Genomic DNA, 14,410 nt, shown 5'->3' on the forward strand with positions numbered 1-14,410 from the left:
CCGCAGCCGTCGAACTGGCCTCCAGTGGAGCGGAGCTTCAGGACTCGTCCGAGCCTGCCAAGTGGCCGAAGTCGCGGTCCGGTGGGGGAGGCGGGGGTGTCACGTCGAGGCCGTAGTGGTGGTAGAGCTGGAGTTCCTGTTCCGGTGAGAGGTGGCGGCCGACGCCGAAGTCGGGGGCGTCCTTGATCAGGGCGCGGTCGAAGGGGATCCGCAGGGCGCCCTCGACCAGTTCGCTGGGCTCCAGGGGCACGAAGGCGTCCCTGCCGAACAGGCCGGTGCGTATGGCCGCCCACTCCGGCGTACCGGTCGCGTCGTCGAGATAGACCTCGTCGACGGTGCCGATCTTGTGGCCGTCGCGGTCGAAGGCCTTGCGGCCGATCAGGTTGCGCGGATCGATGTCGGTCTGCACGGGCCCTCCAGCTGCTCGCAACTCATCCGTCAGGAGTACGCATCCATACGCACTACGAAAGGGCACTTTGCGGCGGGCGGCCACTCGGGGGATGCCCGCTGGTACGCTGTCAACGGCCGCTGACCCCGTGCGGGAGAGTCCTCCAAGGCATCATCGGAGGCGCCGAAGGAGCAAATCCTCCCCGGAATCTCTCAGGCCCACGTACCGCGCGGACGAGGCCACTCTGGAAAGCAGAGCGGGTGTTTGACGGCTTCCGCTCTCACCGACGGTGAAAGCCGGGACGCCGTACGCCGGCGGGCCGGTGAAGCTCTCAGGTTGAGATGACAGAGGGGGAGGCCGTCCGGGCACCCGCTCCGTGGTGCCCTCGAAGGTCGTTTCAGACCAGGAGGCCTCCGTACATGACCGCCCATCGCATTCCGCTTTCCGAGCTCGAACGGGGAATCCCCTTCGAGCAGCGCCACATAGGGCCCGACACCGAGGCCCGGGCCAAGATGCTCGCGCAGGTGGGGTACGGCTCGCTCGAGGAGCTGACGGCCGCCGCGGTGCCGGATGTGATCAAGGACGCCGAGGCGCTCGGGCTGCCGGCCGCGCGTTCCGAGGCCGAGGTTCTCGCCGAGCTGCGCTCCCTCGCGGACCGTAACGAAGTCCTCGACTCGATGATCGGGCTCGGCTACTACGGCACGTTCACGCCGCCGGTGATCCTGCGCAACGTCATGGAGAACCCGGCCTGGTACACCGCGTACACCCCGTACCAGCCGGAGATCTCGCAGGGCCGCCTTGAGGCGCTGCTGAACTTCCAGACCATGGTCGCCGACCTCACGGGCCTGCCGACGTCGGGTGCCTCGCTGCTCGACGAGGGCACCGCCGCCGCCGAGGCCATGGCGCTGTCACGGCGCGTGGGCAAGGTCAAGAACGGCGTCTTCCTCGTCGACGCCGACGCGCTGCCGCAGACCATCGCCGTCATCGAGACGCGCGCCGAGCCGATCGGCGTCGAGGTCGTCGTCGCGGATCTCGCTGAGGGCATTCCTGCCGAGGTCGCCGAGCGCGGTGTGACCGGCGTGCTCATCCAGTACCCGGGCGCCTCCGGTGCCGTACGGGACATCAAGCCCGTCATCGAGCAGGCGCATGACCTGGGCGCGATCGTGACCGTCGCCGCCGATCTGCTGGCGTTGACGCTGCTCACCTCGCCGGGCGAGCTCGGCGCGGACATCGCGGTCGGTACGACGCAGCGCTTCGGCGTGCCAATGGGCTTCGGCGGGCCTCATGCCGGATACATGGCGGTGCGCGAGAAGTTCGCCCGCAACCTGCCGGGCCGTCTCGTCGGGGTCTCACTGGACGCGGACGGCGACACCGCGTACCGGCTGGCCCTGCAGACGCGGGAGCAGCACATCCGCCGGCAGAAGGCGACCAGCAACATCTGTACGGCTCAGGTTCTGCTCGCCGTGATGGCCGGGATGTACGCCGTCTACCACGGCCCGCAGGGCCTCAGGTCGATCGCGCAGCGCACTCACCGGTACGCCACGATCCTCGCCGCCGGTCTGAAGGCGGGCGGAGTCGAGGTCGTCCACGCGGCGTACTTCGACACGCTCACCGTCCGGGTGCCGGGCAGGGCCGCCGAGATCGTCGCGGCGGCGCGCGAGGGCGGGGTCAACCTGCGCCTCGTCGACGCCGACCAGCTGTCCATCGCCTGCGACGAGACCACCACGCGGACCCAGCTGGGCGCCGTCTGGACCGCGTTCGGTGTTGAGGGTGACATCGAGGCCCTGGACGCCTCCGCCGAGGACACGCTGCCCGCCGCGCTGCTGCGCACCGACGAGTACCTCACGCACCCGGTGTTCCACCAGCACCGCTCCGAGACCGCGATGCTGCGCTATCTGCGGCGCCTCGCCGACCGTGACTACGCGCTCGACCGCGGCATGATCCCGCTCGGCTCCTGCACCATGAAGCTCAACGGCACCACTGAGATGGAGCCGGTCACCTGGCCGGAGTTCGGGCAGCTGCACCCCTTCGCGCCCGCCGAGCAGGCGCAGGGCTACCTCACGCTCATCCGTGAGCTGGAGGAGCAGCTCGCCGAGGTCACGGGCTACGACAAGGTGTCGCTCCAGCCCAACGCCGGTTCGCAGGGCGAGCTGGCCGGCCTGCTCGCCGTACGCGGCTACCACCGCGCGAACGGCGACGAGCAGCGCACCGTCTGCCTCATCCCGTCCTCCGCGCACGGCACGAACGCGGCGAGCGCCGTCATGGCCGGCATGAAGGTCGTCGTCGTGGCCACCGCCGACGACGGCGAGATCGACGTCGAGGACCTGCGCGCCAAGATCGAGCAGCACCGCGACGAGCTGGCGGTGCTGATGATCACGTACCCCTCGACGCACGGCGTCTTCGAGGAGCATGTCGCCGACATCTGCGCGCAGGTGCATGACGCGGGCGGCCAGGTGTATGTGGACGGCGCCAACCTGAACGCGCTGGTGGGCCTCGCCAAGCCGGGCCGCTTCGGCGGTGACGTCTCGCACCTCAACCTGCACAAGACGTTCTGCATCCCGCACGGCGGCGGCGGTCCGGGCGTCGGCCCGGTCGGTGTACGCGCGCATCTCGCGCCGTATCTGCCGAATCACCCCCTGCAGCCCGCCGCGGGCCCCGAGACGGGCGTCGGCCCGATCTCGGCCGCTCCCTGGGGTTCCGCTGGGATTCTGCCGATCTCCTGGGCGTACGTACGCCTCATGGGCGGCGAGGGACTCAAGCGGGCCACGCAGGTCGCCGTGCTGAGCGCGAACTACGTGGCCAAGCGGCTGGAACCGCACTACCCCGTGCTCTACACCGGTCCCGGCGGGCTGGTGGCGCACGAGTGCATCATCGATCTGCGGCCGCTGACCAACGCGACCGGCGTGAGCGTCGACGACATCGCCAAGCGACTGATCGACTACGGGTTCCACGCGCCGACCATGTCGTTCCCGGTGGCCGGGACGCTGATGATCGAGCCAACCGAGAGCGAAGATCTGGCCGAACTCGACCGGTTCTGTGAGGCGATGATCGCGATTCGTGCGGAGATCGAGCGGGTCGGCTCGGGGGAGTGGCCGGCGGACGACAACCCGCTGCGGAACGCCCCCCACACGGCGGCCGTGCTCGGCGGCACGTGGGAGCACGCGTACGGCCGCGAGGAGGCCGTCTTCCCGGCCGGAGTGTCGGCCGCGGACAAGTACTGGCCGCCGGTGCGGCGGATCGACCAGGCGTACGGCGACCGGAACCTGGTCTGCTCCTGCCCGCCGCTGGACGCTTACGACGAGTAGGCGAGCAGACGAGTAGACGTGTGATCGGGTGCGGACACGCGTCGGGGCCGGATCCGGGAGCTCCCGGGCCGGCCCCTCGTATGTCCGAACTTTTTGAGCAATATGGCTGAGCAGCGTGCTGGCGTCGCCCGCGGTGGGCCGCGCGGCTCAGGCGGCGGTCATCACCTGCGCGCTGATCACCGGTCGGTGAGGGTCGATGATCCGCCCGTCCGGCAGGAGCTCACCGGTGTCCTCGAAGAGCAGGACGCCGTTGCACAGCAGGCTCCATCCCTGCTCCGGGTGGTGCGCCACGAGGAGCGCTGCTTCCCGGTCGGCGGAGTCGGCTGTCGGACACGGTGGCTTGTGCTGGCACATTGATGGGATCTTTCGCTGGGTAGTCTCGGCAGTGAGATCGGTGATCGTCTTGTTGTCTGTGCTGCGGCTAGACGTGGTGTTCATGGCCGCCCCCCGTTGTCAGTCGGTACGGAACCCAGTGTTGCCCTATAAACGTCAGCCCGCAGGGATTTCGCGGTGACGCTCCTCACAGGTTGAAGACGCACCACTCGTGCGGATGGTTCATTCCAACCGGGCTGCCCGTTCGGGTGGTTCTCAATGGTCGGATAGGTCTAGTCAGAATGGGCCGGGTCTGCGCTGCGTCGCCAGTACATCACTGCGCGCAGCAGTGTGCCCCGCGACCCGAGTGGGGCCGCGGGGCACGGAAGCCGGGTGCGCTCAGGCGGGTGAGCCGAGCAGCGGGGGAGTGGCGGCGGGGGTGAGCCGGTTGGTGAGGACGGGCAGCAGTTCGGCCACGCGGTGTGGGCGATGTGCTGCGATGCCGGGCGGCGCGGGCGCCAGGGGCACCAGGAGATCGGTGGCGGCGGGGTGACCTTCGGCGCCGTCCGCGGTGCAGTCGCCGTGCAGCCAGAGCGTGAGCATGTAGAGCTCGGGTACGGACAGCAGGCGGGCCTGGTACGACTGCGACTGCGTCATGGACTCGGCCTGGCGCAGCGCATGCTCGGTGGCCGCGACGTACGGACCCTCGAAGAAGTGGGAGAAGGCCCAGCCGTCAGGGGTCAGCCTGGTCTCGGCGGCCGCCACGGCGGACCCGCCGCAGCGGATGAGGAAGCGCCACCCGGCGAGACGGGTGGCCGAGGCGCCCTCCGGGGTGATCCGGTCGAGCACGTGGACGGGCAGCGGCAGGTCGGTGGTTGCGGGACCCTGGGCGTTGCGCAGGGACGGGGTGGGCGCCTCGCGGACGGCGGTGGGGGAACCGAGGGCTGTGAGGACGCTACGTACAGCGGGCGCGGGAGCCGGAGGGACATGCAGCGGCATGGTGGGTCGCCTCTCATTCGACAGGCACAGATGGCGCGAGGACGGGGGCGGACGACGCTGTCAGCACTCGTGGGCAGAGGGGCGGGGGTTCCCGGCCTGTGGGATCACCGCGGCGCCTGTCGCGCGGCGTCTGGCGCGTACGCTCGCAATGAGGCTCTGCTATCGCTTTGCGATCGCACACATCAGACGCTGCGCGGTTCACCACTAGGTGAATGGCGTCACTGTGACGACAGGTCCGGCGACCACGAGCGCCGACTCTCTGCCTCGTTCGAGAAGTTTATACGACGCACGTTCTGGCAGTGTTTCGTCTAGCCGTTGCGCAGATTAAGGGCCAGGCACAATTCGGTCGTCGATAAGTGCCTTTCCTCCCGATTCTCCATGGATGCCAGGCGACGACCTCGGGATACCTCACCGAAACGGTCGGCCAAATGTCGTCGGCGTTTTTCACGAGAACGCAACGCGCCGAAGAAGTGGCCATCGCCCGGCTGAAAACCGTGTTCTGCCTCATGCCGCGTGAATGTGCCCGGAGATCCTGCGCTCAGGGTAGCGGCCGACAGGCCTGTCCAGGACGTTATCGATCGCATTGCCTGGGCATCATCCCCCGTGACCCGGGACACCTCAGCGGCCGGTTCGTCGGGCTGCCCAGTCGAGGAGGGACGCTTCGATGGGGGAGAAGGTCGAGGCAGCGTCGTTCGGACTGTCCGATCGGCAGCGCTACCGCGGCAAGCTCCGGCAGTGCCTGACGGGGCTCGAGCGGCTGTTGGCTCAGGAGCGGTTCGACCGCCCGAAGAACCTCATGGGCCTGGAGATCGAGCTCAATCTCGCGGGACCGGACGGTATGCCGCGCATGATGAACGCTCAAGTACTTGAACGTATAGCCAGCCGTGATTTCCAAACAGAACTCGCCATGTTCAATCTGGAAGTCAACATTGCCCCACATAGATTGGGAGGCCGCGTATTCGACCGCCTCGCGGAGGAGTTGCGCACCTCGCTCGCATATGCCCATCGCAAAGCGAACGAGGTCGACGCGGGCGTCGTGATGATCGGCATTCTGCCCACGCTCGCCCGCGACGATCTGGTCTCCGCGAATCTCTCCGACGTGGACCGCTACACCCTGCTCAACGATCAGATCGTGGCCGCCCGCGGCGAGGACTTCACACTCGACATCGACGGCGTCGAGCGGCTCAGCTGTACGTCCGCGTCCATAGCCCCCGAAGCCGCCTGCACCTCCGTGCAGCTGCACCTCCAGGTCACGCCCGGCCGTTTCGCCGACGTGTGGAACGCGGCGCAGTCGATCGCCGCCGTGCAGGTCGCGGTCGGCGCCAACTCCCCGTTCCTGTTCGGCCGGGAGCTGTGGCGCGAGTCCCGGCCGCCGCTGTTCCAGCAGTCCACCGACACCCGTCCGCCCGAGTTGCAGGCCCAGGGCGTCCGTCCGCGCACCTGGTTCGGGGAGCGGTGGATCTCGTCGGCGTACGACCTCTTCGAGGAGAACCTGCGCTACTTCCCGGCGCTGCTGCCGATCTGCGACGACGAGGATCCGCAGCAGGTCCTGGACGACGGCGGCATACCCCGGCTCGGCGAACTCGTGCTGCACAACGGCACCATCTACCGCTGGAACCGCCCGGTGTACGGCATCGACGACGGCGTCCCGCATCTGCGCGTCGAGAACCGTGTCCTGCCCGCCGGTCCCACCGTCACCGACGTCATCGCCAACACGGCCTTCTACTACGGGCTCATACGCGCCCTCGCCGAGGAAGCCCGGCCCGTGTGGACGCGGCTGCCCTTCGAGGCCGCCGCGTCCAACTTCGACCACGCGTGCCGGTACGGCATCGACGCACACCTGCAGTGGCCGAGGCGCGGCCGTTACGGCGGGACGACGCGGGTGCCCGCGGTGCAGCTGGTGCTGGACGAGTTGCTGCCGCTCGCGGAGGCGGGCCTGGACGCGTGGGGTGTCGAGCCGGCCGACCGGGACCTCTGCCTCGGGGTGATCGAGGAGAGGTGCAGACGTCGGGTGAACGGGGCGTCCTGGCAGGCCAGTACGTTCCACCGGGCGCTGGAGACCGGCATGAGCCGGGAGGCGGCGCTGGCGGCCATGACGAAACGTTATTGCGAGCTGATGCACCTCGGTGAGCCGGTGCACACCTGGCCGGTGGGGCTGCCGGAGCCGGCGGTCCCGCTGGGGTGAGGCCGCGATCCGGCTTCGCGAGTCGGCGGAACCGCTTGGCAAGCCCGCGATCCCGCTGAGGCGGTCAACTCCGGCTGCCCGCCAGCACGATGGCCTTGAGGATCACCGAGTGGATCTCGGACGGGTCGGTGACCAGGTGGCCCGAACCGCCCGTCGCCTTCGCGATCTGGTCGGCCTCGTCCTTGTCGGCGTCCGGGCCCACGGCGATCGCGATCAGAGGCACGGGGCGCTCAGGGTCGGTGAGCCTCTGGAGCTCGGAGATGAGCTCGGAGCGCGAGATGCTGCCCGGGTCCTCGTTCACCCCGTCGGTGAGGATCACCAGCGCGTTGAACTTGCCTTTGCCGTACGAGGCGATGGCCTCCTTGTAGGCGGCGAGCGTGGTGTCGTACAGGCCGGTGGAGCCGTCCGGCACCGGCTCCAGGTCGCTGAAGGCCGCGGACAGCCGGGCGCGCTGGGTGCCGTCGCCGGCACGGTCGCCGAGCCGCTCGGTCGGGACGAGGACGCGGTAGTCGCGCTCGCCGTCGAGCTTCGTGGAGAACTCCCAGAGGCCGATCTCGTCCTCCGGCGAGAAGGTGGCCAGAGCCTGCAGCAGGGACGCCTTCGTCACGTCCATCCGGGAGCGGTCGGTGCCCGGAACGGGGTTCGCCATGGACGCGGAGGCGTCGACGACCGTGGTGAGCCGGGCGCTCTGCACCGTGATCGTCCACATCCCGAGGGCTTCCTGGACCTCCCTCGCCGAGGCCGGCTGGGCCGCCGTCTCGGCATACGGCTGCGGGGCCCGCCCTCCCGCACGGGTAACCAGGGCGTCCGGGGTCTCGTCGTCGTCCGTACGGAAACCGTGCTTCTCCAGGATCCGGCGTCCCTCGGGCTCGCCGAGCAGCGTCATGAAACGCAGCGCGGCACGGCTCTCGTCCGTGGTCAGCCTGGTCTCGTCGACCAGCGTGAACGGGTAGTCGAGGTGCGGCGATCCGTCCTCGGGATAGAACAACTGGAGGTCGTCGCCGCCGTCCGCCTCCGTGTTGTACGCGAACGCCGCCTGCTCGGAGAGGATCAGGGCCTGGTTGCGCTTCGGGTTTCCCTGTTCGGTGCCGGACAGGTCGCGCGGCAGGGTTTCCAGGAGCTGGCTGTCGCTCTCGGCGGTGCGCTGCGAGAGCGCCTGGGCCAGGGCGGCCGCCTGGGTGCCGCCGTCCGTGGTCTGTCCGGCGGCGCTGGTCAGCCGGGTCAGGGCGAGCAGGCCCGTGGCGCTGCGCGCCGGGTCGCCCGCCCCGAGTCTGAGCGAGTCGTCCTGCAGGGCCGCGCCGGTCAGCTCGGTCCAGGTGTACGTCTTCTCCGGCCAGCCCAGCGTCTTCGCGGCCGACGGGACCATCGCGATGCCGACCGGCGACGACGCGACGAAGCCCGACTGTGTCACCAGGGTCGCCTTCGTGTCCGCCGTGATCTGGTCGACCCACAGGCTCGAGTCGGGCACCCATATCTCGAAGTCGGTGCCGCTCGTGTCCTTCGACCGCAGGGCGTCCACGATCTCGTACGTCTCTTGGGCCGTGACCTCGATGTCCATGCAGTGGCCGTCGGAGGTCACGTCCTTGGCGTGGACATAGTCGGCCGCGGACTTGAGGGCGGGGGCGATGTCCGGGGCCGCCGCGACCCTGAGGCGCACCGCGCTGTCCTGGCAGGTCGGCCGGAAGGACAGCAGCCCGCCTTCGATCGCCGCAACCGTGCCCGCGGCGACGGAGAGAACGAGCACCGCCGCGATGGCCACCTTGCGGCGTCGGGTGCGTGGACGGGGGGCGGTTGTCCTCCTCCCGGGCCGGTCGGGCAAGCTGTGACGTCCCATGCGGTGGTGCCCTCCCTTGCTCGACCTGCGTGAGCCGTGAGCCGTACGGCGGCCGTTTCACGTGGCTTGAAAGGGAGGTACGCCCCGTACGGCGTCCGTCCATCGACGGCCTCGCGCACGATCTTCGTAACTTCTTTCGAGACCTTAGCGGGGCCAGGATGGGCATGGGACGGGATTACACAACTGGAGGCACGTGTGCAGGCGGAGGCGGGGTCGGTGGCCGATTCTTTTCCAGCGGAGCGGCCGACGCGGCGAATTTTCCGCGACGAGACGCTGCTCGTGCTCGGGGTGTCACTCGGTGCGAGCGGGGTTTCCGCGCTGATCAGCTTTGTCGGGTCGGTGACGAAACCCGGCGGCCTGAAGGATCAGGCGGCCAATCTGAACGCCTCGGCGGCACCGGGGCGTCCCTGGCTTGATCTGGCCTGGCAGTTGTTCGGGATCGCGTCGGCGCTGGTGCCGGTCCTGCTCGTCGCGCACCTGTTGCTCCGCGAGGGGGCGGGGCTGCGCACCATCGGCTTCGACCGGAGCCGTCCGTGGCCTGATCTCGGCCGTGGCGCGGCGATCGCCGCGGTTATAGGCAGCACGGGCATCGCCTTCTACCTGGCGTCCCGCAGCCTCGGTTTCAACCTCACCGTGGTGCCGGAATCGCTGCCCGATGTGTGGTGGAAGTACCCGGTGCTGATCCTCTCCGCGGTGCAGAATTCCGTCCTCGAAGAGGTCATCGTCGTCGGCTATTTGCTGCGCCGGCTCGACCAGTTGGGGTGGACGCCGGTAGCCGCGCTGATGGCCAGCTCCGTACTGCGCGGCTCGTATCACCTCTACCAGGGCATCGGCGGGTTCATCGGAAACATGGTGATGGGCGTCGTCTTCGTCTACCTGTACCGCCGCTGGGGCCGCGTCGGACCGCTGGTGGTCGCCCACTCCCTGCTCGACATCGGGGCATTCGTGGGGTACGCGCTGCTGGCGGGCAAGGTGGGGTGGCTGCCCACCGCTTGAGTCGATGTGAAGGGGCGTACGGGATCTCGTACGCCCCTTCTGCGCTGTTCACGCGTGGAGTTCGCCCTCGATGACGGTGACCGCGCGCCCCGTGAGCAGGGTGCGGTCGCCGTTGAGGCGGGTGCGGACCAGGCCCGAGCGCGGGGATGCCTGGAGGCCGGTGAGGTCGGGGCGGCCGAGGCGCTCGGACCAGTAGGGGGCGAGTGCCGTATGGGCGCTGCCGGTGACCGGGTCCTCGTCGATGCCCATCCTCGGGAAGAAGCAGCGCGAGACGAAGTCATGGCCCTGTGACGGGTCTTCGGCACGGGCGGTGGCGATGATGCCGCGCTCGGAGTGCCGGGCGAGGGCCTTGTGGTCGGGGGCGAGGCCCAGGACGGTCTTCTCGTCGGCCAGTTCGACAAGGAGGTCGCCGACGTTCGGCCCCGTGTCGTGGGCGCTGAGCGGCTCGGCGCCCAGGGCCTCGGCCAGGCGCGCCGGGACCTCGACCTGAGTGAGTGGCGCGGTCGGGAAGTCCAGCGTGATGGACCCGTCGTCGTTCGTGGTGGCGATGAGTACGCCGCTCCTGGTCGCGAACCGTACGGGCCCCTCGGCGGCATCCGTGGTGGCCAGCACGTGGGCGGTGGCGAGGGTCGCGTGGCCGCACATCGCGACCTCGGTGACGGGCGTGAACCAGCGCAGCGCCCAGTCGGCCTCGCCGCCCTCGGGGAGGGGGTGGGCGAAGGCCGTCTCCGCGTGGTTGACCTCCAGGGCCACGTTCTGGAGCCAGGCGTCGTCGGGGAAGGCGTTGAGGAGGAGGACCCCGGCCGGGTTGCCGGCGAAGGGGCGGTCGGTGAAGGCGTCGACGATTCGAATCCGCATGACGCCGACGCTAAGCGCGGATCGAAGCCGCAGGCCAAGGCCAATTCGGGGTGAGTGGACCGGAAACTGGCTCTTTCTGTGGCGGGGTGTGGACGTGATCGGTGCCGGGCGGGGCTTGTCAGGCGAGCTATTCCGATATATCGTTGACGCATCGCGATCGATCAACGATGGAATGGAGTGATGGCGATGCGTTCCCATGGAGAGGAATTCGGACCGGGCTTCGGGCCTGGTCCCGGACGTGGACACGGTGGACCCGGCCCGCATGGCCGGGGAGGTTTCGAAGGGTTCCGTTCCGCCTTCGGTCCCTTTGGGCCGGGCTTCGGCCCGGGGCCCTGGGGTGGCCGCGGCGGACGGGGTGGACCGCGAGGCAGGGCGCGGCGCGGCGACGTACGCGCGTCGATCCTGGCTCTGCTCAAGGACCGGCCCATGCACGGTTACGAGATGATCCAGGAGATCGCCGAGCGAAGCGGCGGGGCATGGAAGCCCAGCCCCGGCTCGGTGTACCCCACCCTCCAACTGCTGGAGGACGAAGGCCTGATCACCAGCGCGACCGAGGGCGGCAAGAAGCTGTTCTCGCTCACCGAGGCCGGCCGCACCGCGGCCGACGAGGGTCCCGAGGCGCCCTGGGAAGAAGCAGGGCGCGGGGTCGACTGGGAGGCGCTGAGCGACATCCGGCAGGCCGGTTTCGGCCTGATGGAGGCGTTCGGCCAGGTCTGGAAGACCGGCAGCAAGGAGCAGCGCGAGAAGGCGCTCTCCGTCATCAACGACGCCCGGAAGAAGCTGTATCTGATCCTCGCCGACGAGGACTGACGGGATGAGGACCGATGATCACGGTCCGATGTCCGATGGCGTGTAGAGGGGGTACTTCGCCGGCGAAGTACCCCCTTCGGCATGTGTTGGCGGCGACCGAGCCGGTTGTGGCGTGGCTCTAGGTGACCAACCCGCCCAGTTTGCGCAGCGATTCATTGAGGGCGGCCGTGGCCGAGTCCTTGAGCTTGCCCGCCATCAGTGAGACGGCGGCGCCGGTGAACTCCCCGTCGATACGGACCTTGGTGGCGGCCTCGCCGTCCGGTGTGAGCGTGTAGCGCGTGGCGACGGTCACGGACATCGGTCCCTTGCCGCGGATCGCCAGCGTACGGGCGGGCTCCAACTGCTCGATGGTCCAGTTGACTTCAGCGGGGAAACTCATCAGCTTCATGTGCTCCTCAAAGGTGCCGCCGACTTCGAGGACCTGAGGGCCGCCCTTGGGGAAGCTGGTGTGCGTGGAGTTCCACTCCTTGTAGGAGGAGAAGTCCGTGAGCTGCGCCCAGACCTTCTCGGCGGGCGCCTCGATCCGTGCTTCCGCGCTGACTTCGGCCATGCGACCACCCCTTCGTGTCAGGCGCTGCGCAGGGCGCAGCTACGGTGTCGCGGAACGTAGCCGCAGGGCCCGCAACATTCAATACTGATGAACCGTCAGGAAATCCGAAGACCCGGCGGATGTGCGCCGGGGCAGGGTGGTCGCGCGTGGGGTGCGAGGCAAGACGGCGCGCGCTCCGTCAGGGACAAGGGCGTGATGTCATCCGTAAGGAGGAGAATCCGCCTACGCCCGCCCAACCTGTGTCGGACGCGAAAATGCTTCCCGGCGAGGATGACTCGGCTCGACGGGACTGATGGGGTAAGGGGTGTGCAACCCCGTATTCCCCGGCAACAGGCCGCCGATCATGGCCTGAACCGCATGGACATCGAGGCCGGGCTCAGTAAGGAGCTGGCGGCGGTGGTCGCCGGTGCGCGCAGAAGGGCGCTGCGGGACGGGGACCGGCAGATCGACACGGCTCATCTGCTGCATACGCTCCTGGAGTCCGATCCCGAGGTGCGTGCGGTCGTCGACGACGGGCCTCGGATCGCGCGGCTGCTCGGCTATCTCGTACAGCGCAGCATCGGCTACGGGCTGCGCTGGCAGACCGGCGTGGAGGACTCCGGTGCCGTGCCGACCGTACGGGAGGACGGCTGGTCCCCGGTGGCGGCCGGTGCCATGGAGCATGCGTGCGCGCTCGCCGCGCGGCGTGGCGGCGATCCGGCGGACGGGATCGATCTGCTCGCGGCCATCGTCGCCGATCCCGAGTCCCGCGCTGTTGAGGTGCTGGGACGGGCGGGCATCGACGTAGCGACGCTACGGGCCCGTCTCGACGCGGCGGTGGGGCCGGGCGTCGAGACGAGCCCGTAGCGTCGCTACGTATTGAGGTTCCTTGAGGTTCCCTGACGTTCTCCTGAGTGGCCGCGGTCGGTGCTCGAGGGATGCCCTGCGGCGGTTTCCGGGGGTACGTCCGCAGTCGTGTGCGTCCAGCCGTCGAGACAGGTGTCAGTGGGGATGACGCTCCTGTCATCGCCTGTCATCATGTGCCGATGCGTACGTCTGAGAGCAGTCACGGCACCCGGAGAAGAGGCGTCGGCCTGAGCCTCGCGCTCGTGTCGGCGGTCGCCTTCGGGGGTTCCGGCGTCGCGGCCAAGCCCTTGATCGACGCGGGCCTCGACCCGCTCCACGTGGTGTGGCTGCGCGTCGCGGGTGCCGCCATCGTGATGCTGCCGCTCGCCGTACGCCACCGGGGGCTGCTGCGCACGCGCCCCGCGCTGCTCGCCGGGTTCGGGCTGCTCGCCGTGGCCGGTGTCCAGGCCTGCTACTTCGCGGCGATCTCCCGTATCCCCGTCGGCGTCGCGCTGCTCGTCGAGTACCTCGCGCCGGCGCTGGTTCTCGGCTGGGTGCGGTTCGTGCAGCGGCGGCCGGTGACGCGTGCCGCCGCGCTCGGAGTCGTTCTGGCCGTCGGCGGGCTCGCCTGCGTCGTCGAGGTGTGGGCGGGGCTGAGCTTCGACCTCCTCGGACTGTTGCTGGCGCTCGGCGCGGCCTGCTGCCAGGTCGGCTACTTCGTTCTGTCCGACCAGGGCGGCGACGCGGGTGATCAGGCCCCTGACCCGCTCGGTGTCATCGCGTACGGCCTGCTCATCGGCGCGATCGTGCTGACGCTCGTCGCACGCCCCTGGGGCATGGACTGGTCGGTCCTCGGCGGCGGCGCGAACATGAACGGCACGACGGTCGCCGCCGGATATCTGCTGGCCTGGATCGTCCTCATCGCCACCGTTCTCGCGTACGTCACCGGTGTGCTGGCCGTGCGCCGGCTCTCCCCGCAGGTCGCGGGCGTCGTGGCCTGCCTCGAAGCGGTCATCGCGACCGTCCTCGCCTGGATCCTGCTCGGCGAGCACCTGTCGGCGCCGCAGCTCGTGGGTGGCGCGGTGGTGCTGCTCGGCGCGTTCATCGCGCAGTCGTCGACGCCCGCCAAGGCATCGGACGGGCCGGTGATCAGCGGCGGAGGCGACACCGAAAAGGAGTTGTCGGCGCGGGGCAGCGCCTCCTAGGCTGCCGATCATGCATTCGGACGCATCAGACGCACTCGTTCTTCCTCCCCCGGCCGCCTGAGGCGGGCCCTCCGGAATCCACGCCCGGCCGACGGCCGGGCGGAACGGTGCTGCCCGCAGACGAGTCCGAGGACCTTCCACGC

General features: G+C 69.4%; 12 protein-coding genes and 1 riboswitch. Of the genes, 6 read left to right on the top strand and 6 right to left on the bottom strand.

All coding sequences use genetic code 11. From position 1 onward, the window contains the following. Nucleotides 1-37: 37 nt before the first annotated feature. Nucleotides 38-409 carry a PRC-barrel domain-containing protein gene (locus ACQEVY_RS39450; RefSeq protein WP_328828380.1) on the bottom strand — a complete coding sequence of 124 codons (372 nt, stop codon included), beginning with the start codon at nt 407-409 and terminating at the stop codon, nt 38-40. A gap of 120 nt (nt 410-529) precedes the next feature. Continuing rightward, a riboswitch (glycine riboswitch) is annotated at nt 530-626 on the top strand. A 181-nt stretch (nt 627-807) separates the two neighbouring features. Here ACQEVY_RS39450 and gcvP point away from each other — a divergent pair. After that, nucleotides 808-3,693, top strand: a complete 2,886-nt coding sequence (gene gcvP, locus ACQEVY_RS39455) for an aminomethyl-transferring glycine dehydrogenase (protein ID WP_432954578.1) — start codon at nt 808-810, stop codon at nt 3,691-3,693. Nucleotides 3,694-3,840: 147 nt separating this feature from the next. Here the strand turns inward: gcvP and ACQEVY_RS39460 are convergent, their stop codons facing one another. Both ACQEVY_RS39460 and ACQEVY_RS39465 read right to left on the bottom strand, forming a co-directional pair. Next, nucleotides 3,841-4,047, bottom strand: coding sequence for a DUF5999 family protein (locus tag ACQEVY_RS39460; RefSeq protein WP_432954580.1), 207 nt, complete (start codon nt 4,045-4,047; stop codon nt 3,841-3,843). A 357-nt stretch (nt 4,048-4,404) separates the two neighbouring features. Beyond that, on the bottom strand, nt 4,405-5,004 hold the full coding sequence (locus tag ACQEVY_RS39465) for a hypothetical protein (protein WP_432954582.1): 600 nt from the start codon (nt 5,002-5,004) through the stop codon (nt 4,405-4,407). 664 nt (nt 5,005-5,668) lie between these two features. Here ACQEVY_RS39465 and ACQEVY_RS39470 point away from each other — a divergent pair. Next, a complete protein-coding gene (locus ACQEVY_RS39470; protein WP_432954583.1) occupies nt 5,669-7,189 on the top strand; it encodes a glutamate--cysteine ligase in 1,521 nt (506 codons plus the stop codon). A gap of 64 nt (nt 7,190-7,253) precedes the next feature. Here ACQEVY_RS39470 and ACQEVY_RS39475 read toward each other — a convergent pair whose 3' ends face one another. Continuing rightward, complete coding sequence (locus tag ACQEVY_RS39475) at nt 7,254-9,023, bottom strand: substrate-binding and VWA domain-containing protein (RefSeq protein WP_432954584.1); 1,770 nt, start codon at nt 9,021-9,023, stop codon at nt 7,254-7,256. A 195-nt stretch (nt 9,024-9,218) separates the two neighbouring features. On the opposite strand from ACQEVY_RS39475, the gene ACQEVY_RS39480 reads away from it, so the two are divergent. Then, entirely contained in the window at nt 9,219-10,019 is an 801-nt protein-coding gene (locus tag ACQEVY_RS39480) for a CPBP family intramembrane glutamic endopeptidase (protein ID WP_432954586.1), read from the top strand. Between the two features lie 48 nt (nt 10,020-10,067). On the opposite strand, the gene ACQEVY_RS39485 is transcribed toward ACQEVY_RS39480, so the two are convergent. Beyond that, complete coding sequence (locus ACQEVY_RS39485) at nt 10,068-10,877, bottom strand: PhzF family phenazine biosynthesis protein (RefSeq protein ID WP_432954588.1); 810 nt, start codon at nt 10,875-10,877, stop codon at nt 10,068-10,070. A 186-nt stretch (nt 10,878-11,063) separates the two neighbouring features. On the opposite strand from ACQEVY_RS39485, the gene ACQEVY_RS39490 reads away from it, so the two are divergent. Next, nucleotides 11,064-11,687: a PadR family transcriptional regulator gene (locus ACQEVY_RS39490; protein ID WP_432954590.1), complete on the top strand. Its 624-nt coding sequence runs from the start codon at nt 11,064-11,066 to the stop codon at nt 11,685-11,687. A 118-nt stretch (nt 11,688-11,805) separates the two neighbouring features. On the opposite strand, the gene ACQEVY_RS39495 is transcribed toward ACQEVY_RS39490, so the two are convergent. Further along, on the bottom strand, nt 11,806-12,237 hold the full coding sequence (locus ACQEVY_RS39495) for a type II toxin-antitoxin system Rv0910 family toxin (RefSeq protein WP_328773020.1): 432 nt from the start codon (nt 12,235-12,237) through the stop codon (nt 11,806-11,808). Between the two features lie 306 nt (nt 12,238-12,543). Between ACQEVY_RS39495 and ACQEVY_RS39500 the strand changes: the two genes are divergently transcribed. Both ACQEVY_RS39500 and ACQEVY_RS39505 read left to right on the top strand, forming a co-directional pair. Further along, nucleotides 12,544-13,083, top strand: a complete 540-nt coding sequence (locus ACQEVY_RS39500; RefSeq protein ID WP_432954592.1) for a Clp protease N-terminal domain-containing protein — start codon at nt 12,544-12,546, stop codon at nt 13,081-13,083. 173 nt (nt 13,084-13,256) lie between these two features. Further along, complete coding sequence (locus tag ACQEVY_RS39505) at nt 13,257-14,267, top strand: EamA family transporter (protein ID WP_432954594.1); 1,011 nt, start codon at nt 13,257-13,259, stop codon at nt 14,265-14,267. Nucleotides 14,268-14,410 lie beyond the last annotated feature (143 nt).

Source organism: Streptomyces sp. CA-288835 (assembly GCF_050936385.1).
Lineage (GTDB): Bacteria > Actinomycetota > Actinomycetes > Streptomycetales > Streptomycetaceae > Streptomyces.

What these genes read in the sequence shown, in the direction of transcription:
- gcvP (WP_432954578.1), top strand. Translation starts at nt 808, where the DNA reads ATGACCGCCCATCGCATTCCGCTTTCCGAGCTCGAACGGGGAATCCCC.
- ACQEVY_RS39460 (WP_432954580.1), bottom strand. Translation starts at nt 4,047, where the DNA reads ATGTGCCAGCACAAGCCACCGTGTCCGACAGCCGACTCCGCCGACCGG.
- ACQEVY_RS39465 (WP_432954582.1), bottom strand. Translation starts at nt 5,004, where the DNA reads ATGCCGCTGCATGTCCCTCCGGCTCCCGCGCCCGCTGTACGTAGCGTC.
- ACQEVY_RS39470 (WP_432954583.1), top strand. Translation starts at nt 5,669, where the DNA reads ATGGGGGAGAAGGTCGAGGCAGCGTCGTTCGGACTGTCCGATCGGCAG.
- ACQEVY_RS39475 (WP_432954584.1), bottom strand. Translation starts at nt 9,023, where the DNA reads ATGGGACGTCACAGCTTGCCCGACCGGCCCGGGAGGAGGACAACCGCC.
- ACQEVY_RS39485 (WP_432954588.1), bottom strand. Translation starts at nt 10,877, where the DNA reads ATGCGGATTCGAATCGTCGACGCCTTCACCGACCGCCCCTTCGCCGGC.
- ACQEVY_RS39490 (WP_432954590.1), top strand. Translation starts at nt 11,064, where the DNA reads ATGCGTTCCCATGGAGAGGAATTCGGACCGGGCTTCGGGCCTGGTCCC.
- ACQEVY_RS39495 (WP_328773020.1), bottom strand. Translation starts at nt 12,237, where the DNA reads ATGGCCGAAGTCAGCGCGGAAGCACGGATCGAGGCGCCCGCCGAGAAG.